The 18,739-nt window shown below is 43.2% G+C and carries 21 protein-coding genes; 12 read left to right on the top strand and 9 right to left on the bottom strand.

Annotated elements, in window-relative coordinates; genetic code table 11:
* Nucleotides 1–10: 10 nt before the first annotated feature.
* From IDJ75_RS04225 to IDJ75_RS04210, 4 genes are all read left to right on the top strand, one after another.
* Nucleotides 11–1,222, top strand: coding sequence for an IscS subfamily cysteine desulfurase (locus IDJ75_RS04225; protein ID WP_191174347.1), 1,212 nt, complete (start codon nt 11–13; stop codon nt 1,220–1,222).
* 142 nt (nt 1,223–1,364) lie between these two features.
* Nucleotides 1,365–1,778, top strand: a complete 414-nt coding sequence (gene iscU / locus IDJ75_RS04220; RefSeq protein ID WP_067059246.1) for a Fe-S cluster assembly scaffold IscU — start codon at nt 1,365–1,367, stop codon at nt 1,776–1,778.
* Between the two features lie 93 nt (nt 1,779–1,871).
* Nucleotides 1,872–2,198, top strand: a complete 327-nt coding sequence (locus tag IDJ75_RS04215) for a HesB/IscA family protein (protein ID WP_191174346.1) — start codon at nt 1,872–1,874, stop codon at nt 2,196–2,198.
* 71 nt (nt 2,199–2,269) lie between these two features.
* Entirely contained in the window at nt 2,270–2,731 is a 462-nt protein-coding gene (locus IDJ75_RS04210; RefSeq protein WP_191174345.1) for a flavodoxin family protein, read from the top strand.
* Nucleotides 2,732–2,778: 47 nt separating this feature from the next.
* Here IDJ75_RS04210 and IDJ75_RS04205 read toward each other — a convergent pair whose 3' ends face one another.
* Complete coding sequence (locus IDJ75_RS04205) at nt 2,779–3,375, bottom strand: short chain dehydrogenase (protein WP_191174344.1); 597 nt, start codon at nt 3,373–3,375, stop codon at nt 2,779–2,781.
* Between the two features lie 168 nt (nt 3,376–3,543).
* On the opposite strand from IDJ75_RS04205, the gene IDJ75_RS04200 reads away from it, so the two are divergent.
* Together IDJ75_RS04200 and IDJ75_RS04195 are read left to right on the top strand one after the other, a co-directional pair.
* A complete protein-coding gene (locus tag IDJ75_RS04200) occupies nt 3,544–5,457 on the top strand; it encodes an AMP-dependent synthetase/ligase (RefSeq protein ID WP_191174343.1) in 1,914 nt (637 codons plus the stop codon).
* 15 nt (nt 5,458–5,472) lie between these two features.
* Nucleotides 5,473–6,195, top strand: coding sequence for a CPBP family glutamic-type intramembrane protease (locus tag IDJ75_RS04195; RefSeq protein ID WP_191174342.1), 723 nt, complete (start codon nt 5,473–5,475; stop codon nt 6,193–6,195).
* On the opposite strand, the gene IDJ75_RS04190 is transcribed toward IDJ75_RS04195, so the two are convergent.
* From IDJ75_RS04190 to IDJ75_RS04180, 3 genes are all read right to left on the bottom strand, one after another.
* On the bottom strand, nt 6,192–6,353 hold the full coding sequence (locus IDJ75_RS04190) for a hypothetical protein (RefSeq protein WP_191174341.1): 162 nt from the start codon (nt 6,351–6,353) through the stop codon (nt 6,192–6,194). The genes IDJ75_RS04195 and IDJ75_RS04190 overlap by 4 nt on opposite strands.
* A 97-nt stretch (nt 6,354–6,450) precedes the next feature.
* On the bottom strand, nt 6,451–7,071 hold the full coding sequence (locus IDJ75_RS04185; protein WP_191174340.1) for a chloramphenicol acetyltransferase: 621 nt from the start codon (nt 7,069–7,071) through the stop codon (nt 6,451–6,453).
* Nucleotides 7,072–7,073: 2 nt separating this feature from the next.
* Entirely contained in the window at nt 7,074–7,757 is a 684-nt protein-coding gene (locus tag IDJ75_RS04180) for an HAD family hydrolase (protein WP_191174339.1), read from the bottom strand.
* A gap of 1,001 nt (nt 7,758–8,758) precedes the next feature.
* Between IDJ75_RS04180 and lysS the strand changes: the two genes are divergently transcribed.
* Both lysS and IDJ75_RS04170 read left to right on the top strand, forming a co-directional pair.
* On the top strand, nt 8,759–10,480 hold the full coding sequence (gene lysS / locus IDJ75_RS04175; RefSeq protein ID WP_191174338.1) for a lysine--tRNA ligase: 1,722 nt from the start codon (nt 8,759–8,761) through the stop codon (nt 10,478–10,480).
* 372 nt (nt 10,481–10,852) lie between these two features.
* Entirely contained in the window at nt 10,853–11,095 is a 243-nt protein-coding gene (locus tag IDJ75_RS04170; RefSeq protein ID WP_191174337.1) for a hypothetical protein, read from the top strand.
* Nucleotides 11,096–11,110: 15 nt separating this feature from the next.
* Here the strand turns inward: IDJ75_RS04170 and IDJ75_RS04165 are convergent, their stop codons facing one another.
* Nucleotides 11,111–11,665 carry a DUF2892 domain-containing protein gene (locus tag IDJ75_RS04165; protein WP_191174336.1) on the bottom strand — a complete coding sequence of 185 codons (555 nt, stop codon included), beginning with the start codon at nt 11,663–11,665 and terminating at the stop codon, nt 11,111–11,113.
* 75 nt (nt 11,666–11,740) lie between these two features.
* Here IDJ75_RS04165 and ung point away from each other — a divergent pair, with 75 nt between their 5' ends.
* Nucleotides 11,741–12,421, top strand: a complete 681-nt coding sequence (gene ung, locus IDJ75_RS04160) for a uracil-DNA glycosylase (protein WP_191174335.1) — start codon at nt 11,741–11,743, stop codon at nt 12,419–12,421.
* Here the strand turns inward: ung and IDJ75_RS04155 are convergent.
* The gene (locus tag IDJ75_RS04155; protein ID WP_191174334.1) at nt 12,402–13,037 is read right to left on the bottom strand and encodes a DUF2306 domain-containing protein; all 636 of its coding nucleotides are present in this window, start codon (nt 13,035–13,037) and stop codon (nt 12,402–12,404) included. The genes ung and IDJ75_RS04155 overlap by 20 nt on opposite strands.
* A gap of 131 nt (nt 13,038–13,168) precedes the next feature.
* Complete coding sequence (locus IDJ75_RS04150) at nt 13,169–13,639, bottom strand: Lrp/AsnC family transcriptional regulator (protein ID WP_067059219.1); 471 nt, start codon at nt 13,637–13,639, stop codon at nt 13,169–13,171.
* 129 nt (nt 13,640–13,768) lie between these two features.
* Between IDJ75_RS04150 and IDJ75_RS04145 the strand changes: the two genes are divergently transcribed.
* Genes IDJ75_RS04145 through smpB form a run of 3 tightly spaced genes read left to right on the top strand, consistent with a single transcriptional unit; the run spans nt 13,769 to nt 16,782 of the window.
* Nucleotides 13,769–14,419, top strand: coding sequence for a metal-dependent transcriptional regulator (locus tag IDJ75_RS04145; RefSeq protein ID WP_191174333.1), 651 nt, complete (start codon nt 13,769–13,771; stop codon nt 14,417–14,419).
* The gene (locus tag IDJ75_RS04140) at nt 14,416–16,314 is read left to right on the top strand and encodes an Nramp family divalent metal transporter (RefSeq protein WP_191174332.1); all 1,899 of its coding nucleotides are present in this window, start codon (nt 14,416–14,418) and stop codon (nt 16,312–16,314) included. The genes IDJ75_RS04145 and IDJ75_RS04140 overlap by 4 nt, the downstream gene beginning before the upstream one ends.
* Nucleotides 16,315–16,332: 18 nt before the next feature.
* Nucleotides 16,333–16,782, top strand: a complete 450-nt coding sequence (gene smpB / locus IDJ75_RS04135) for an SsrA-binding protein SmpB (RefSeq protein ID WP_191174331.1) — start codon at nt 16,333–16,335, stop codon at nt 16,780–16,782.
* Nucleotides 16,783–16,981: 199 nt separating this feature from the next.
* On the opposite strand, the gene IDJ75_RS04130 is transcribed toward smpB, so the two are convergent.
* Both IDJ75_RS04130 and IDJ75_RS04125 read right to left on the bottom strand, forming a co-directional pair.
* Nucleotides 16,982–17,638 carry a protein-L-isoaspartate(D-aspartate) O-methyltransferase gene (locus IDJ75_RS04130; protein ID WP_191174330.1) on the bottom strand — a complete coding sequence of 219 codons (657 nt, stop codon included), beginning with the start codon at nt 17,636–17,638 and terminating at the stop codon, nt 16,982–16,984.
* A 123-nt stretch (nt 17,639–17,761) separates the two neighbouring features.
* Nucleotides 17,762–18,724, bottom strand: a complete 963-nt coding sequence (locus tag IDJ75_RS04125) for a hypothetical protein (protein ID WP_191174329.1) — start codon at nt 18,722–18,724, stop codon at nt 17,762–17,764.
* Nucleotides 18,725–18,739: the final 15 nt, after the last annotated feature.

The following is an 18,739-nucleotide window of genomic DNA, read 5'->3' as shown; positions in this document are numbered from 1 at the left end:
ATTTTTAATCATGAATATCCCAATTTATTTAGATAATAACGCTACAACACCCATGGACCCAAGGGTATTGGAGGCTATGCTGCCTTACTTTAACGAAAAGTTTGGTAATGCTGCAAGCCGTAACCATCCGTTTGGATGGGTAGCTGAAGAAGGCGTTGACTACGCACGTGAGCAGGTTGCAAAACTGATAGGCGCTACCGAAAAAGAGATCATCTTTACATCGGGCGCTACCGAGTCTGACAACCTGGCTATTAAAGGCGTGTTTGAAATGTATAAAGAAAAAGGCAATCATATTATTACAGCCGTTACCGAACATAAAGCTGTTTTGGATGCCTGCAAGCACGTTGAAAAATTGGGCGGCCGCGTTACCTACCTTCCCGTTAAAGAAGACGGCCTGGTTGACCTTGAAGTACTTGAAGCTGCTATGACACCCGAAACCATCCTGGTATCTATCATGTATGGTAATAACGAGATCGGTGTTATACAACCTATAAAAGAAATTGCTGCTATAGCACATAAATACGGCGCTTTATTCATGACTGATGCTACACAGGCTGTTGGCAAAATACCAGTTAATGTAATTGCAGACGGTATTGATCTTTTAGCCTTATCGGCTCATAAAATGTACGGCCCTAAAGGTGTTGGTGCTTTATACGTACGCCGTAAAGGCCCGCGTGTTAAGGTTACCGCGCAAATGGACGGTGGCGGCCACGAACGCGGCATGCGCTCGGGCACGTTGAACGTACCGGGTATTGTAGGCCTGGGTAAAGCTTGCGAAATTGCAGGTTTAGAAATGGAAAGCGAAGCTATCCGTTTGTCGGCCCTGCGCGATAAACTGGAGAAAGCATTAACCGTATTAGAAGAAAGCTACGTGAATGGTAATGTAGAACACCGCTTACCGCATGTTGCAAATATATCATTCAAATACGTTGAGGGCGAAGGTTTGATGATGGCCATGAAAGATTTGGCTGTATCATCAGGTTCGGCCTGTACATCGGCATCATTAGAGCCATCTTACGTTTTAAAAAGCTTAGGATTATCTGATGACCTGGCACACTCATCAATACGTTTTGGCCTTGGCCGCTTTACTACCGAAGAGGAAGTTGATTATGCTGTTGAAGTAACCAAAACAGCGGTTACCAACCTGCGCAACATGTCGCCACTTTGGGAAATGTTTAAAGAAGGCATTGACCTTGACTCGATTGAGTGGGCAGAACACTAATATAGATTTGAGACGTGAGATATGAGATTTAGATTTTGTATCAGGCGTCGAAATAAAAAAGACTTATAAATAAACCTGGTTTGGGAAAGTAAATGGAGTTTGGTCTCACATATAAAATCTCAGATCTAAAATCTAAAATACTATGGCTTATTCAGATAAAGTAATTGACCATTATACTAACCCCCGCAATGTGGGTACGTTAGATAAGAGCAGCCACAAGGTTGGTACCGGCCTTGTTGGTGCGCCTGAGTGCGGCGACGTTATGCGCCTGCAGATACAGGTTGATGATAACAACATCATCACCGATGCAAAATTTAAAACCTTTGGTTGCGGTTCGGCAATTGCTTCTTCATCTTTAGCTACTGAGTGGTTAAAAGGTAAAAGCGTTGACGATGCAATGAAGATAGATAACATGGATATCGTTGAAGAGCTTGCTCTTCCACCGGTGAAAATCCACTGTTCGGTATTAGCAGAAGATGCTATCAAAGCAGCCATTAATGATTTCCGCGTAAAAAACGGTATGGAGCCAATAGCTCTTGAAAAATCACATCACTAATAACAGATATTAGAATAAAGAGCCAAGAATCAAGACTTAAGCAATTTCGTCCTTGTCTTGACTCATGACTCTAAAAATCTTGACTCTACTACTATGGTAACTGTAACTGATAAAGCGAAAGCGAAAATAGATAGCCTGATGCAGGATAGCGGGCTTGATGCCTCTTATTTTCTGCGTGTATCTGTACAGGGCGGCGGCTGTTCTGGTTTATCTTATAACCTCGATTTTGATAACGAGGAGAAAAAAGGCGACCAGTTTTTTGAAGATCGCGGTGTACGTTTTGCCCTTGATATGAAATCGTTTTTGTACCTGGCCGGCACTGAGCTTGATTTTAGCGACGGGCTTAACGGTAAAGGTTTTAACTTTCATAACCCCAATGCCACCCGCACCTGCGGATGCGGCGAAAGTTTCTCGGTTTAATAATTTATTATTAACATAAAATATTAAAAAGGTTGATTACATTTAGGTAATCAACCTTTTTTGTTTTAGGCATGGGAAACAAAACGCTTGTAATACTGGGCAGCAACCGTAAAAATAGCCTTACCGAGTCGATAACCCGTAAGGCATTGCTGCAAACCGAGTTTGATATGATAGACCTGCTCGATCATAAAATAGCCCACTACAATTACGACGGCCACTACCCTGCCGACGATGAATTTGAGGCCATCATCAGCAAAGCGCTCCCTTACGATAATATTATTTTTGCCACCCCGGTTTACTGGTACAGCATGAGCGGCGTAATGAAAGTGTTTTTTGACCGCCTTACCGACCTCATCACCATTAAAAAAGACCTTGGCCGCGGCCTCAGGGGCAAATCGGCATCTATGATAGCCGTAGGCGCCGACCCCACTATCCCCGATGGTTTTGAAGTACCCTTTAAACATACCGCCGCTTATTTAGGCATACAGTATAAAGGCTGTACCTATTATGCTACTGAGCCGAGGAATGTTTAGTGGCGATGCTTCCTGTCCCGTTTGTTCCATTTTTAAAACGGAACAAACTAAAAGATCTCTACAACCTGCCCTGTTCCTGCCCCTAAAACACTGCGCAGGTAACCGGCAACTACCCTATCCATTGTAACCGGGATATGCCCCGGGAAGGCATCAAAATACCCCGGCGAATCTTCTACCACGCCCGGGCTGATGGCGTTTATCCTCACATCATTCTCCAACCCTATTGCGGCGGCTATTACAAACGAATTTAACGCGCCGTTAACCGTGCTCAGGTTTGCCCCGTATAGTACAGGGTCGTTAGATAAAATACCCGAGGTAAGCGTGAACGAGCCTTTAGGATTGATGTAATGCTGGCCGATAAGTACCAGGTTTACCTGCCCCATTAGTTTACTGTCTATGCCTTTTTTAAAATCGTTGGGCGTCATAGTATTCAGCGGGCCAAAGTGGCCGCTACCGGTTACGCTTACAAGGGCGTCGAACTTGCCTGTTTTTTTATAAAACGCTTCAATCGATTCTGTTGAGATGATATCAACCTGCAAATCGCCGCTTTTTGAGCCTGCAGTTATAATTTGGTGCTGGCCTTGCAGCGCGGCAGTTACTTTTTTGCCTAAGGTACCGGTGGCACCAACGATGATGATTTTCATAAGCTGTTAAATTTAGATACTCAAAGTAAGCGATTTTTAAGGCAATGTCTTAAAACCGGATGGTCAAAACCTGGTCATGATTAATGTTGATAGTTAATGATTACGGCGTTTTTAATTAAATGTAAAATAATTAGCTTTGTTATTGTATAAACCTGATAGATAAACTTAATGAACATTGTTGCTGAGCAATCGACCATACCGGAGCTTATCCGTAATATTGTTGCGAACATACATCCCGAAGACCATACGTTTCTGATCCACAAGGTAAAAGATACCTGGGTAGAAATTTCCTATAAACAAGCACTCGAAAAGATTGACGCCATATCGGCATGGTTCCTGGAAATTGGCATCAAAAAAGGTGACCGGTTAGCTCTTATCATAGAAAACGGCCCCGACTACATTTATTATGACCAGGCACTTCAGCAAATTGGCGCAGTAAATACCTCTATTTACCCCACCCTGTCCGAAACCGAGATAGAGTACATCCTCAACGATTCTGAAGCGCGTACCATTCTTATTGGCAACCCGTTCCTGTTTCGTAAAGTTTTAAAGATAGCCAATAACTGCCCGGCATTGATCAGGCTGATACCGGCTTGCGATGAGTTTGAAAAATATAGTGATAAGCTCAGCCTGAATGCGGGGGTAGTTAGCTTTGAGAATGTGATTAAAGAGGGCCTGGCACTTGTTGACAGTTACCGCCCGGCCATAAACGCCGCGCGCGAGGCTATCCTCCCGTCTGATCTGTCTTGCCTAATCTATACATCAGGCACTACAGGCACACCTAAGGGTGTAATGCTTACGCACCATAACCTTACCGAAAACTGCAAAGTAAGCCTGTACCAGATCCCTATTATCGAAAAAACGGATATGTTTCTGTCTTTTCTGCCGTTATCGCACGTGTTTGAACGCACTGCTACGTACTACATCTGCATGAACAAGGGTTGTACTATCGCATTCGCGCAAAGCCTTGATCTGCTGGCCCGCAACATGGCCGAGGTAAAACCCACCGTAATGTGCTGCGTACCGCGATTACTTGAGCGCATCCACGACAGGGCTATGAAGAATGGCCTTGCCGCCGGAGGGATGAAAACCAAGATATTTACCTGGGCTTTGAAAATAGGCCGCCAATACCGTTTGGTGCATGAGGCGGGTAAAAAACCGGGCATCATCCTTAGTGCCGAACAAAAGCTGGCCAATAAACTGGTATTCAGTAAAATAAAAGAAAAAACAGGCGGGCGCTTAAAAGTACTGTTATCCGGCGGGGGCGCATTGCCTAAAAACGTTGGAGAGTTTTTTGGCGATATAGATATCAAATTACTGGAAGGTTTCGGCCTTACAGAAACATCACCGGTAATGTCTGTTACCGAAAACGACCGCATCATTTATGGCACCGTTGGCCGTATCATCCCGGGTATTGAGGTGGGTATCCAGAATGTTGACACCAAAAAAATATTGACAGTGCAAACCCACGATAACTTCAACCCGAATTTCGAGTCGGAAGAGGGCGAGATCATTGTACGCGGGCATTGTGTAATGAAAGGCTACTGGAAAAAGCCCGAGGAAACCGCAGCTGTTATTGACCCGGAAGGGTGGTTGCATACCGGCGATATAGGCCGTTTTTACCGGGGCAACCTGCAAATTACCGACAGGCTTAAAAACATGCTGGTAAACGCCTATGGCAAAAACATTTACCCTACCCCGGTAGAGAACACCTATTTAAAAAGCCCTAAAATTGAACAGGTATTTTTAATTGGCGATAAGCGCGACTTTATTACCGCCATACTGGTTCCGGGCCGTGAGTTGTTGCAGGAAACTTTTAAACTGAGCGACGACTTTTTTGAGAACCCTGAGACTTTTATAGATAATAAAGAAATAATCGACTGGATAAACCAGGATGTTAAAAAGCTATCTAACGAACTGGCAAAATTCGAGCGCATCAAAAACTTTAAGATCAAACGCGTACCATTTAGCATGGAAGCCGGCGAAATAACACCCACCCTGAAAGCCAAACGTAAGGTAATTGAGAAAAAGTACGCAGACGCTATCGATGAATTGTATACATGGGAAGATGATGCTGAATAATCAACCAGCTTGCTAATGCTTGAGGAAATTTACGCCATTGGCAAGTACCCCTCGCTAAAAAACGATAGCACGTTTCAAAGCAAACTTATTTTGCTGTTAAAATTATATGGAATAGTTTTCCTGCTTAACTTTTTAAGCGCACCATTATACCTGTTGTGGGAGTTTATTGTAAATTATTTGCATTACAAAAGCCCTGCGGCACAATATAAAACATCTATGCACAGCCTATTGGCTAAGTATGGGTATTGGAAAACTGTGTTATATGTAAGCCTTATAGGCCCGGTGATTGAAGAGATCATCTTCCGGCTGCCGCTTTCATTTAAACGGAAGCATATTGCTATTGCATTTGGTTGCGCCTTAGTATTGCTGGCAAAGGCTTTACCAACACTTAACCAGCAAAATTTAACTATAAACATATTGGCCCGGGTGCTACTCTTTGTGTTAGGTTATTTTGCCTTATTACAAAGTTTGCCGCAAAATATTACACCCAATAAAAGGGCTCAAAAGGGGTTTATACTTTCGTCAATCATAATTTTTGGATTGCTGCATACGCTCAATTACGCACCTTTTCAATGGGGCATTATATTTATATACCCGTTATATGTAATACCACAACTATTTATGGGTTGGTTTTTAACCTATGTAAGGTTTAAAAATGGCTTTTTTTGGGGCATAGCCTTACATGTTTTGATCAACAGCATCACTATGCTGATACAATCGGCCTATAAAATTTATTAATTGGTTTTACGGGGAGTGTATTTCCAAAAATCCCTTAAAAGGCCCGGGTTACCTGTACCTATATAACCTGTGCCGTTTATAGCAAAGCTAACCATATCATAACGGGAGGCAGCTTGTAAATTAATGATCCTGGTCCATTTATCTTTTTTAAACAGCATACAGGTTATTGGCTATAAGTAAATATATCATTTACATTTTAAAATGCCGATGGCTTTACTTACTTATTATATACGCTATTTATTGCTGTTGAGTTGCTTAGGCGTTTAGCAATTGCTGAAACATATCTATATACTCGCCAACCTGCCGGCCATCTATAAAGCCATGGTGTACGGTCACAGAAACCGGCATCATCAGTTTTCCATCTATTTCGGTCATCTTACCTAACGATACTTTGGGCATACTATCTTCAAACTTAAAATTACGGGCATGTGTTAGGCCGGTAAAATTTACCCAGGGAATAGCCGAAACATGTAAAACATTTACAAAGGGCCTTAACTCCAGGCCGGTTGTGCCTTGCACTCGTTCTATCTCCCGCTGTGCACCGGTAACAAATTCGGCAAAATCAGGTTTGTAATCGATATACGAAAAGCCAAAAGTAGTATCAGGCCGGTTAATCGTAGCCGACACGTGTACCACATCATATAAAAAAATCTCGCCATTTTCAACGCGGTACCTGAAACATTCAATACCATTGGCTGCTTTTAAAATACAGTGCAAGTAATATAAAAAGAAAGATACGCCCTGTTGTTTTGCCTTTTGGTAAGCAATAGTTACATCAACATTTGCCGTTATGCCAAAAAAGGGTTCTTCAAAACTATTAAAAAACTCAAAATGGCTTCTGCGGTACCAGGTATCCAGGTCTATTTTCGTTTTCATGCTTACAGATATGCTAAAATATCTTTAATAGTAACAGCGCTTTTAAAACGTTCGTTATCAATACTATCTTCAATTTGCTCGTGTGCCCAGGTAATATGGTATGGCACATGTACGGCGTGCCCGCCAATATTAAGCACCGGCATAATATCACTTTTAAGCGAGTTGCCTACCATGAAAAGTTCTTCGGGCTTTATATCAAGGTGTTTAATAAGTTTCATGTAATTAGCATCATCCTTCTCGCTCATGATCTCGATATGGTGAAAATAAGGGTTCAGGCCCGATTTTTTCAGCTTGCGTTCCTGGTCGAGCAGATCGCCTTTGGTGGCCACAACCAGGCGATATTTGCCTTTAAGCGTTTCGAGTACGTCTTCCACTCCATCCAACAGCTCTATGGGCTGGTTGAGCATTTGTTTACCCAGTTCCATTATCTCGGCCACCACCTCAATACTCAATGTATTTTGGGTTATCTTCATGGCAGCCTCTATCATCGACAGGATGAAGCCTTTTATGCCATATCCATAAAGCGCAAGGTTGGCTATCTCTATTTTGAGCAACTCGCGTTCCAGTTCGTGCTGCGAAGCGTACGATGCCAGCAAGGTACAAAATTGCTCTTCTGTTTGCCTGAAATAGGGTTCGTTAACCCAAAGGGTGTCATCAGCATCAAATGCGATCACTTTAATATCCATGGTTGCAAAGGTAATGAATTAGTGATTTAGCGAATTGGCGATCTGGTGATTTTTATCTGGTCGCCAGACTTTGGCTGGTGTGCGCAGTTTAGTCTTCGACAAGCGCAGACTGACATACAAACCGGACAATCATTTAGTGATTTTACTCACCCGGTCATCGCTGCGCTCGACCACCCTCTCTTCGCTGCGCGGAAAGAGGGTTTTGCTTTTCTCTTCACCCTCTTTGCGAAGCAGAGAGGGTCGACCAGCGAAGCGGAGTCGGGGTGAGTTAACTAATCATTCTGCAAAGTTTGCAAGTTTACTCACCCGATCATCGCTGTGCTCGACCACCCTCTCTTCGCTGCGCGGAAAGAAGGTTTTGCTTTTTTTCATCCTCTTTGCGGAGCAGAGAGGGTCGACCAGCGAAGCGGAGTCGGGGTGAGTTAACTGATCATCCTGCAAAGTTCGCAATTTTACTCACCCGGTCATCGCTGTGCTCGACCATCCTCTCTTCGCTGCGCGGAAAGAGGGTTTTGCTTTTTTTTAACCCTCTTTGCGGAGCAGAGAGGGTCGACCAGCGAAGCGGAGTCGGGGTGAGTTAACTGATCATCCTGCAAAGTTTGCAATTTCACCCACCCGGTCATCGCTGCGCTCGACCACCCTCTCTTCGCTGCGCGGAAAGAGGGTTTTGCTTTTCTCTTCACCCTCTTTGCGAAGCAGAGAGGGTCGACCAGCGAAGCGGGGTCGGGGTGAGTTAACTGATCATTCTGCAAGTTTGTAATTTTACTCACCCGGTCATCGCTACGCTCGACCACCCTCTCTCCGCAAGCGGAAAGAGGGTTTTGCATTTATCTTCACCCTCTTTGCGAAGCAGAGAGGGTCGACCAGCGAAGCGAGGTCGGGGTGAGTTAAATAATCATCCTGCAAAGATTGTATCTTCCCTCTCAAATCTCATATCTAACATCTTATATCTAAGTTAAAAATCCTATTTTTGCAGCCTTAATAAAATACCCTTTTACAATATGAGTATTGCACTATCTGAACAGGAAATTTTTCGCCGTAAATCATTAAAAGACTTACGCGAACTGGGCATAAACCCTTACCCTGCCGAAGCCTTTGATGTGACCGCGTGGGCACAGGATATTAATGATAATTTTAAAGCCGACCCAGATAAGTATAAACAGGTTGTAATTGCGGGTCGTATCATGACGCGCCGTATCATGGGTAGCGCATCATTTGCCGAGATCCAGGATAGTACCGGCCGTGTGCAGATCTACATTAAACGCGATGATATTTGCCCCGGCGAGGATAAAACACTTTACAATACCGTATTTAAAAAGCTTTTAGATATTGGCGATTACGTTGGGATAAAAGGTTACGTGTTCCTTACCCAAACCGGCGAGATCTCGGTGCATACAGAAGAGTTGATTGTATTAGCCAAATCCTTAAAACCACTGCCGGTGGTAAAACGCGAGGACGATGGTACCATACATGATGGTTTCACTGACCCCGAAATGCGTTACCGCCAGCGTTATGTGGACTTAACCGTTAACCCGGAGTATAAAAACATCTTCATCAACCGCTCTAAAGTGATCAGCGCTATGCGTAATTACTTTAACCTGCAGGGATGGATGGAGGTTGAAACCCCTATCCTGCAGCCTGTGCATGGTGGTGCAGCAGCCCGCCCGTTTGCTACGCATCATAATACGCTTGATATGCCGCTGTTTTTACGTATCGCCAACGAGCTTTACCTGAAACGCCTTATTGTGGCTGGCTTTGATGGTGTTTATGAGTTTGGTAAAATGTTCCGTAACGAGGGTATGGACCGTACCCACAACCCGGAATTTACCGCTATGGAAATTTATGTAGCCTATAAAGACTATATATGGATGATGGCCATGGTTGAGGAGTGTTTAGAAACTGTTGCGAAAGCCGTTCACGGCATCCCGGTAGTACAGGTAGGTAAGCATGAAATAAACTTTGCAGGCCCATACGAAAAGCTGTCGATGTACGATTCGATCCTGAAATATACAGGTATAGATGTATCTGCTATGGATGAGGAAGGATTACGTAAAGTATGCGCCGACTTAGCCATTGAGGTTGATGCCAGCATGGGCAAAGGTAAGCTGATAGACGAGATATTCAGCGCGAAGGTAGAACATAACCTGATCCAGCCAACCTACATTACCGATTACCCTATTGAAATGACACCGCTTGCCAAAAAGCACCGTACTAAAGACGGCCTGGTAGAGCGTTTCGAGCTGTTTGTAAACGGTAAAGAGATAGCCAATGCGTACTCGGAGTTGAACGACCCTATAGATCAGCGTGAACGTTTGGAAGAACAATTGGTACTGGCCGGTCGTGGCGATGATGAAGCTATGGCGATGGATGACGACTTTTTACGTGCCCTTGAATATGGTATGCCGCCAACATCGGGCCTTGGTATAGGTATCGACCGTTTGGTGATGCTGATGACCAATCAAAGCACCATTCAGGAAGTATTATTCTTCCCGCAGATGCGCCCCGAGAAAAAAGCCAAAGTAGCTACAGCCGACGATTTCATCAATATTGGCGTACAGGCCGAGTGGGTGCCCGTATTAAATAAAATGGGCTTCAACACCGTTGAGGAATTAAAGGCAGGTAACCCAAACAAGGTATTTAATGACCTTGGCGGGATGCGCAAAAAAATGAAACTGGAAATCCCCATGCCGTCGAAAGAAGACGTTATGAAGTGGTTTGAATAAATGGAATTTTTATTTATAACAAGAAGAGCCGCGATGTTTCGCGGCTCTTTTTGTTATGAAACTTTCGCGTATGAATACTGAGATTTCGCAAATAGCAAAAACAGCAAACATCTGATTATCATACAGATACGAAAAAACGAGGTGTTCACGGTAGTGAACGTGAACACTAAGCAAGCATTAGGGTCGATTCAGGACGTTTAAAGGACGTTTTTAGGGCGTTTGAGGCCTGAGCAATTTGGTCTTTAAAAAAGCAGAAAAAGCAGGGCTATTTTACTGCCTGCCTCCATTCCTTAACAAAAAGATAAAGAGAATAAAACTTTCAATTAATAGTAGATGTTGAATTTTATATCAGACACACTATAATTGAATACCATGACAAATTCCATCCTTGAAATAACCGAGAATGAATACCTGATAAAACTAAACAGGAGCAATTTCGATCTATCATTTATCCGTAGCCTGTTAAAAATTGTTGAGGTATCAAAACCCGCAAAAAGCAAACAGGAAGAAGAAAGCTACGATTATTCTACCATGCACATTACCGACAGGCATATTGCGCCAAATCAAAATCACTCGTCAGAGCCTGATTATTTCAGCAACCTCGACGAGAAATAAAAGCCTGTTCTGTTCCTAGAATTTTTGACGGAAACCGCCGCGTACTACCTGCTGCTTATCCATCTGGGCCATCTGGCCTTTCATCATTTTTATCTGATCGGCAAGCAGTTTGTTCTTGTCATCCTTGGCGGCATCTTTTAAATACATCTCGGCTTCGCGTTTATTACGTTTTGCCATTGATATACCTGCAAGGCTAAGCTTAGCCAGGGCTGTATTATGAGACATACCCATCCCTAACTGCAATGCCTTCTTAAAATATTTTTCCGATTTTAAAGGCGCCTTGCGCGATTCTATTAAGCCTACAAGCAGGTTGTAATAACCATGTTGGCCTTTATATAATTGTTTTTCGTAATCGGTTATTTTCACAAGCACGGCTTCTGCTTTATCAGAATTTTCCTTACGCAGGTAGTATTGTGCAAGCAACATGTTTTCATTAAAAAAGAAGGTAAGCAGCGTAATACCACCTAATATAAATACCAGTATACCCCATCCCCAAAAACCGAATGCGCAAAGCGTAACTCCGGCACCCATTACAACACAAGCAATAATTAACCTAACTATATTTGACATAATTTGTATTAGTATAAAAACAAAGTGCAAATATCGTTATTTGTAAGCTAAATAAAACATCAGTATTTAATATTTATGGCCGGAGAATTAGAACCATCGTGGAAAAATCATTTAAGCGCAGAATTTGAAAAACCCTACATGCATCAACTTAAAACTTTCCTGAAAACAGAGAAAGAAGCGGGCCATACTATTTACCCAAAAAATGCTGATATATTCAATGCTTTTAACATCACCCCGTTTGACGAGGTAAAGGTGGTAATATTGGGGCAAGACCCTTACCATGGCCCTCACCAGGCGCATGGCTTATCGTTCTCGGTACAAAAGGGCGTTGCTGTGCCACCATCCCTGCGAAATATATACAAGGAGCTATCAACCGATATCCCCGGCTTTACTATCCCCCAAACCGGCGACCTGACCAAATGGGCAGAGCAAGGCGTACTATTATTAAATGCCACCTTAACAGTAAGGGCAGCAGCGGCAGGCTCGCACCAAAAAAAGGGGTGGGAAAAATTTACGGATGCAGCCATCAAAACATTATCAGACGAGAAAAAAAGTTTGGTATTCATCCTGTGGGGTACTTACGCACAATCAAAAGCTGTGCTCATCAATACCAATAACAACCATTTGGTTATCAAATCAACCCATCCATCGCCCCTGGCGGTAAGCCACGGCGGGTTCTTTGGATCCAGGCCGTTCTCAAAAACGAACGAGTTTTTAATAAAGCAAGGTAAAGAGCCTATTGATTGGCAAATATAGGCTCTTTATTCTTTTTATTTATGATGATAACCGCTATGATCAGATTAGGCACCCAGCAAAACCAGGAAACAACGCGATAGGCCGGGATAAAATCATGAAACACAAAGGCTGATAATAAAGGCAGCCATATACGCAGCGTAACGGCCGCAAAGGTAAGCGCGTAATTGCAGATCATCCAGTTTTGGTGCTGACTTACATGGCCCTGCCTGATGGTACTGTACGCCTTTATATTACTGATAAGCCAAAGAATAGCTAACGAGCCAAAGCCCAATACACAAACCAGACCACCTGTGGCAAAAAAAGCGATGTATAACCCGGCCACACTGCTCATAGCCACCGCAATAACATATATTTTGCCTATAAACCGGTGAGTTTTTAAATACTGACTACGCAAACGGGCGCTAAACTGCGTCCACCCGATTAGAAGTGCTATCCCGCCAAAGATAATGTGGATATAAAAGGCTGTATTCCAAATACCGTTGTCAAGGATAGCCCTGGGTTTTGAGTGTAATAACCCGTTAGACCGCATATCAACCAAAAAATACAGCAACGGATAAAGGCCTATAACAATAGCAAAAAAAGCAAATGGAATCCAGGGTAGGTTTTTAAGTTTCATGACCATTTAGACGACTTAAAACTCAAATGGTTACAGTTTAAAAGACACACAAGAAATAAGAGCCAAGAATCAAGACAGGATTAACCCATCTAAATTCTTGGCTCTTGGCTCTAAAGGTCTTAAATCTCTTCTTAGTATTCCAAAGGAACTATCGGCTCCTTTTTGCTGGTGCTCATGATCATCATGGTTTGGAAGGTTTTAACCACCGTAATGCGGCTTATCTTCTCCATGATCAACTGCTCGTATGATTTAATATCACGCACGTAAACTTTCAATAAAAAATCGCACTGGCCGGTTACGTGGTGGCACTCTGTTACTTCTTTAATGTTTTGTATCTCATCTAAAAAAGTTTGAATGGTGTTCTTCTGATGAAAATCGAGCGAGATCTGTATAAATGTTTTGATACCCAACCCAAGTTTTTCTTCATCAACAAGGGCGTGGTAACTTTTTATATATTCTGCATTCTCCAATTTGCGCACACGCTCTAAAGTAGGTGCCGGCGAAAGGCCGATCTCGTTTGAAAGCTGCAAATTGGTAATGCGGCCGTTTTCCTGTAAAATCTTAAGTATCTGTAGGTCTATTTTATCTAATTCTGCTGCCATGGTACGTGCAAATATATAGTATTCTATATCTCACAAAATAATATTTTTTTAAAAACTATTTCAACAAAACATATTACTTTTTTATTTGTATTTTTAGATGAGACTAAAAAAATTATTAGATTTGTTTAAATGTACACATTAGCCGAAGAGAACTATTTAAAGGCCATTTTTAAGTTATCGCAGATAACAGAGAATGTGAGCACCAACCAAATAGCAGCCGAGTTAGCCACCAAAGCATCCTCAGTGACGGACATGCTACGGAAGCTTGCCGAAAAGCTTTTAATCAATTATACCCGTTACCAGGGAGTTAGTTTAACACAAACCGGCGAGAAGGTTGCTATCAACATCATCCGCAGGCACCGCCTTTGGGAATATTTTTTGGTAGAGAAACTGCATTTTAAATGGGACGAGGTGCATGATATGGCCGAAGAAATGGAACATATTTCATCAAACGAACTGATAGACCGGCTGGATGAATTTATGGGTTTCCCCAGCCGCGACCCGCATGGCGACCCTATACCCGACAGTAAGGGCAATTTTAAAAAGAACGATCTTAAACCAATTTCTGTTGTTGGTGTTAACACATGCGGTATTATATCAGGGGTTAAGGACCACTCCACGGCATTTTTACAATACCTGGAGAAACACGGGCTTATCATCGGAAAAAAGATAACCGTTAAAGAAATAATTACTTACGATAACGCAGTAATACTGCAAATGGAAAACAAAGACATACAAATAAGCCGCGATGTGGCCATTAACCTATTGATAGCTTTATGACATCAAACACTACCCAACATGATAGCCACTCGTTAGGCAACGTACACAATACTGTAGCTACTGAAAATAAGACCGGTTGGCGCAAACTGCTATCCTTCCTTGGCCCTGCTTATTTGGTAAGCGTAGGTTATATGGACCCGGGCAACTGGGCGACAGATTTGGCCGCAGGTAGTCAGTTTGGTTATAAGCTGATATGGGTGTTGCTATTATCAAACCTCATAGCTTTACTGCTACAGAACCTTGCTGTACGCTTAGGTATTGTGCGCGGGCTGGATCTGGCACAGGCATCAAAGCATACCTATCCACGCTTTGTAAACTTTTGCCTGTACATACTGGCCCAGATAGCCATTATAGCCTGCGATTTGGCCGAGATAATAGGTATGGCCATAGGCTTGAACCTGCTTTTTGGCCTGCCACTTATATGGGGGGTATCCATTACTTTATTAGACACTTTGTTACTTCTGTTTTTGCTCAACAAAGGCATGCGTAAACTGGAGGGCTTTATCATTTCCCTGATATTTATAGTGGGTGTAGCCTTTTTGGCGCAAATGTTTATTGTACAGCCCAATGTGATAGATGTTGCCAAAGGTTTTATCCCTACCAGGTTAAACAGCACATCGCTTTATCTGGCCATTGGTATTATTGGTGCAACAGTTATGCCGCATAACCTGTACCTGCATTCATCATTAGTACAAACCCGTAAAATAGACCGCAGCGAGGCTGGTATAAAAAATGCCATTCGCTATAACTTTTGGGATACTACCATTGCTCTTAACCTGGCTTTTTTTGTAAATGCCGCTATATTAATATTAGCCGCCAGCGCATTTTACGGCCGTGGCTTTCATCAGGTGGCCGAGATCCAGGACGCCCATAAACTATTGACCAACATTTTTGGCAAGCTGGCCCCTGCCCTGTTTGCCATAGCGCTGATAGCCGCCGGGCAAAGCTCTACCGTTACCGGCACCCTTGCCGGGCAGATCATCATGGAAGGCCACTTAAATCTGCGCATTGCCCCATGGCTCCGCCGTTTGCTAACGCGATTACTCGCAATTATCCCTGCATTCTTTACCATCCTGCACTTTGGGGAAGAAGGTTTGGGCAAGCTGCTGATATTAAGCCAGGTGGTACTGAGCTTACAACTGGGCTTTGCTGTTATCCCGCTCATCCACTTTACATCAGATAAAAAACGTATGGGCAATTTTGCCACAAGTGTACCTTTAAAAATATTGGCTTGGGTATTTGCTACATTAATAGTTGGCCTTAACGTAAGGCTGGTGATACAAGAAATAGAAACATGGGCCGCCACAAGCCCAGGCTCTGCTAACCTGGTGCATTTTGTAATATCACCTATTGCTGTAGGGATTGGAGTATTGTTATTGTATGTATTTCTTCGCCCACTGCTTTATAAACATATTAGTCAGCCTATATATGTACCGCACGGTATAGCAGCCAAATTAGATAACCTTGAAGCCGTAACCTATAATAATATAGCCATCACCATTGATTTTTCAAGGAATGATGAGGATTGCATCCGCCATGCCTTAATGCAGGGTGGCAAAAAAGCGCATTATACCTTAATACATGTGGTTGAAACCGCAGGTGCACGTTATTATGGCGGGCAGGTGATGGACAACGAAACCCAAAGCGATGTAGACAACCTGGATAAATACGTGAACACCCTAACCGCCTTACATTACAAGGCCGAAGCAAAAATTGGCTACGGCGGTGCAGCAACGGCAATTGCCGAGATCATCAATCAATCAAAAATTGATTTTGTGGTGATGGGATCTCACGGGCATAAAGTTTTAAAAGACCTGATATTTGGCACCACTGTTGATTCTGTACGCCATAAGGTGAATGTACCGGTACTGGTTGTGAAACCTCAAAAAAAATAATCGCATATTTGCAGGGTAATGGAGCAGAATTTATATATCAAGAATAAGAAGGCGTACTTTGAGTACCATATACTGGATAAATATACCGCCGGTATACAGCTATTAGGTACCGAAATAAAATCGATACGCGAAGGTAAGGCTAACATAAACGATGCCTTCTGCACTTTTATTGGAAACCAGCTTTATGTACGTAACCTGCATATTTCTGAATATTCCATGGGGTCGTTCTATAACCATGAAGCTAAACGCGACCGCATACTCCTGCTCAACAAAAAAGAATTAAAAAAACTCCTTACACGCGGCGAAGAAAAAGGCCTGACCATTGTACCACTTGCATTATTTATCAGCGACCGCGGCTTTGCTAAGCTGGAAATTGGCCTGGCCCAGGGTAAAAAGACCTTTGACAAACGCGAAACCCTGAAAGAACGCGATACCAAAGTGGAAATGGACAGGGCGATGAAACGATAAGTTTTAAGGGAATAAAGAATTTTAGACACAAGATTCAAGACAGCTACAATTGCATATTTACCCGCGCGTCATTGCGAGGTACGAAGCAATCTCAAAGCTTGCATGGCCGATACGCATATCAGGAGATTGCTTCGCACCTCGCAATGACGTCTTTTATTTTTTCTTGACTCTTGGTGCTTGACTTCCTAATTCTCTTTCCCTACCACGCCCTATCGCCTACTAATGGCACAAACCTGAAGGTATCCAGCACATGCCGTTCGTAATCATGCTCGGCGGTTTTTAGGACGGTTACCATTTTTTGGGATTTTTCATCACCTACCGGAATAACCAATATGCCTCCAATTTTGAGTTGTTTCAATAATATTTCGGGCACAGTTGGTGCACCTGCAGTAACAATGATCTTGTCGTATGGCGCGTCTTCGGCAATCCCTATCGAGCCATCGCCTAAAAAGAACTTGGGTTTGTAGCCCATGTAAGGCAACACCTGAATGGTGCGCTCGTAAAGTTTTTCCTGGCGCTCTATGGTGAACACCTTTGCGCCCAGTTCCATCAGTATACATGTCTGGTAACCACACCCGGTGCCTATCTCCAGTACCTTATCACCTTTTTGGATATGCAACAGTTCGGTTTGGTAAGCTACCGTATAGGGCTGCGAAATGGTTTGCCCGGCCCCTATCGGGAAGGCGATATCCTTATAAGCCTGATTCCAAAATGTTTCGTCGAAAAAATAATGGCGGGGTACTTTACCAATGGCATGCAACACCTTTTCATCCTCAATACCTTTTTTCCTCAGTATCTCTACCAGTCGTTTCCTTGCCCCCTGCTCGCGGTAATTATCAATGAATTTGTACGCCATTACATAGCAAAGTTATATAAAAAGCCGGCAAAATTGCCGGCTCCTTATGTATAATACTATTGCTTTACAATAAAGCTTTGGCTGTTAACTAATAATCTTTTTAACATTCGTATGTGTGAATCATTACCACCAACCATGTACATTATATACGGTGGTGCGCGGCTGTGCCGCATAAGCTACAGCTACGTCGCGGGCAGCCTTAATTATCCCCATATCGTTTTTTTGTTCCTGCAGTTTAAAACTCCATTCGCGGTTATCAATTTCTTTAACGCGTTTGGCTATCTGTGCTACAAAAACCTTTACATCTTTGTAACAACCTGCCTGTGGGTCTATCTGCGATAAAACCTCACTTGCGGCGTTGGCTCCGTTTATATCCTGGTTAGCAGCCCACAAGCTTTTAGCCTGGTTAAGTTTGGTAGCACAATCTTTCTCTACCTGTTTTTTATAGATAGGTGCCACCTGCGCCATTGAACGGGTATAGCAATTGGTACATGCCTGGGGTACCGATGTTAGGTTATAAATAGCCTCGTCCATACGGCCGGTATTAGCCAGGGTTTGGGCCTGTTTAATAATTACATCGCAATGGGTATTGTAATAACTAATGATCTTTGCCTTTCCTTTTTCTACAAAGGCTTGCAGTTTAGGGTCGTTAAGGTTGATGTTTTTAAAGGCGTTTATGTAGGCTTTAGCAACATTCTCTCCCACGCCTTTAACCGGCATGGAGGTACTGGCAAACTTTGTGCCCTCGTAACCATCGCCGATATACAGGTTAACATCAAGCGTAAGGGCCGTCATAGGCGGTGCGTTAGAGAGCATGTCTTTGGTAAGCACCACAACGTTAGCGGTGATAATAAAGCGCTGGCCTTCATCGCCACCAAAACCATTTTGGCTGATGATCTGGTTCAGCTTATTGCCCAGCATATTACGGGCTGCCTCCGGCAAATCATCAACCTGGTCAGGAATGTAAGCAGCAAGTGTAACCCTGCCGCTATTCCCCCCATTCGCCGACCTTACAATGGTAGTTTTTTGTGCATACGCGCCTATCAGTAGGAAAAGCGACATGCAGGTTATCATTATTTTTTTCATGTTGGTTGTCTCTTA

It is taken from the genome of Mucilaginibacter rigui (assembly GCF_014773275.1).
GTDB classification, from domain to species: domain Bacteria; phylum Bacteroidota; class Bacteroidia; order Sphingobacteriales; family Sphingobacteriaceae; genus Mucilaginibacter; species Mucilaginibacter rigui_A.
This window is presented reverse-complemented; position numbering and strand designations above follow the sequence as displayed.

Coding starts and splice junctions, on each gene's coding strand:
- IDJ75_RS04165 (WP_191174336.1), bottom strand. CDS start 11,665: ATGTCAAATATAGTTAGGTTAATTATTGCTTGTGTTGTAATGGGTGCC.
- ung (WP_191174335.1), top strand. CDS start 11,741: ATGGCCGGAGAATTAGAACCATCGTGGAAAAATCATTTAAGCGCAGAA.
- IDJ75_RS04225 (WP_191174347.1), top strand. CDS start 11: ATGAATATCCCAATTTATTTAGATAATAACGCTACAACACCCATGGAC.
- IDJ75_RS04210 (WP_191174345.1), top strand. CDS start 2,270: ATGGGAAACAAAACGCTTGTAATACTGGGCAGCAACCGTAAAAATAGC.
- lysS (WP_191174338.1), top strand. CDS start 8,759: ATGAGTATTGCACTATCTGAACAGGAAATTTTTCGCCGTAAATCATTA.
- IDJ75_RS04215 (WP_191174346.1), top strand. CDS start 1,872: ATGGTAACTGTAACTGATAAAGCGAAAGCGAAAATAGATAGCCTGATG.
- IDJ75_RS04130 (WP_191174330.1), bottom strand. CDS start 17,638: ATGGCGTACAAATTCATTGATAATTACCGCGAGCAGGGGGCAAGGAAA.
- IDJ75_RS04145 (WP_191174333.1), top strand. CDS start 13,769: ATGTACACATTAGCCGAAGAGAACTATTTAAAGGCCATTTTTAAGTTA.
- IDJ75_RS04195 (WP_191174342.1), top strand. CDS start 5,473: ATGCTTGAGGAAATTTACGCCATTGGCAAGTACCCCTCGCTAAAAAAC.
- IDJ75_RS04170 (WP_191174337.1), top strand. CDS start 10,853: ATGACAAATTCCATCCTTGAAATAACCGAGAATGAATACCTGATAAAA.
- IDJ75_RS04190 (WP_191174341.1), bottom strand. CDS start 6,353: ATGCTGTTTAAAAAAGATAAATGGACCAGGATCATTAATTTACAAGCT.
- IDJ75_RS04155 (WP_191174334.1), bottom strand. CDS start 13,037: ATGAAACTTAAAAACCTACCCTGGATTCCATTTGCTTTTTTTGCTATT.
- IDJ75_RS04200 (WP_191174343.1), top strand. CDS start 3,544: ATGAACATTGTTGCTGAGCAATCGACCATACCGGAGCTTATCCGTAAT.
- IDJ75_RS04140 (WP_191174332.1), top strand. CDS start 14,416: ATGACATCAAACACTACCCAACATGATAGCCACTCGTTAGGCAACGTA.
- IDJ75_RS04205 (WP_191174344.1), bottom strand. CDS start 3,375: ATGAAAATCATCATCGTTGGTGCCACCGGTACCTTAGGCAAAAAAGTA.
- IDJ75_RS04180 (WP_191174339.1), bottom strand. CDS start 7,757: ATGGATATTAAAGTGATCGCATTTGATGCTGATGACACCCTTTGGGTT.
- IDJ75_RS04185 (WP_191174340.1), bottom strand. CDS start 7,071: ATGAAAACGAAAATAGACCTGGATACCTGGTACCGCAGAAGCCATTTT.
- smpB (WP_191174331.1), top strand. CDS start 16,333: ATGGAGCAGAATTTATATATCAAGAATAAGAAGGCGTACTTTGAGTAC.
- IDJ75_RS04125 (WP_191174329.1), bottom strand. CDS start 18,724: ATGAAAAAAATAATGATAACCTGCATGTCGCTTTTCCTACTGATAGGC.
- IDJ75_RS04150 (WP_067059219.1), bottom strand. CDS start 13,639: ATGGCAGCAGAATTAGATAAAATAGACCTACAGATACTTAAGATTTTA.
- iscU (WP_067059246.1), top strand. CDS start 1,365: ATGGCTTATTCAGATAAAGTAATTGACCATTATACTAACCCCCGCAAT.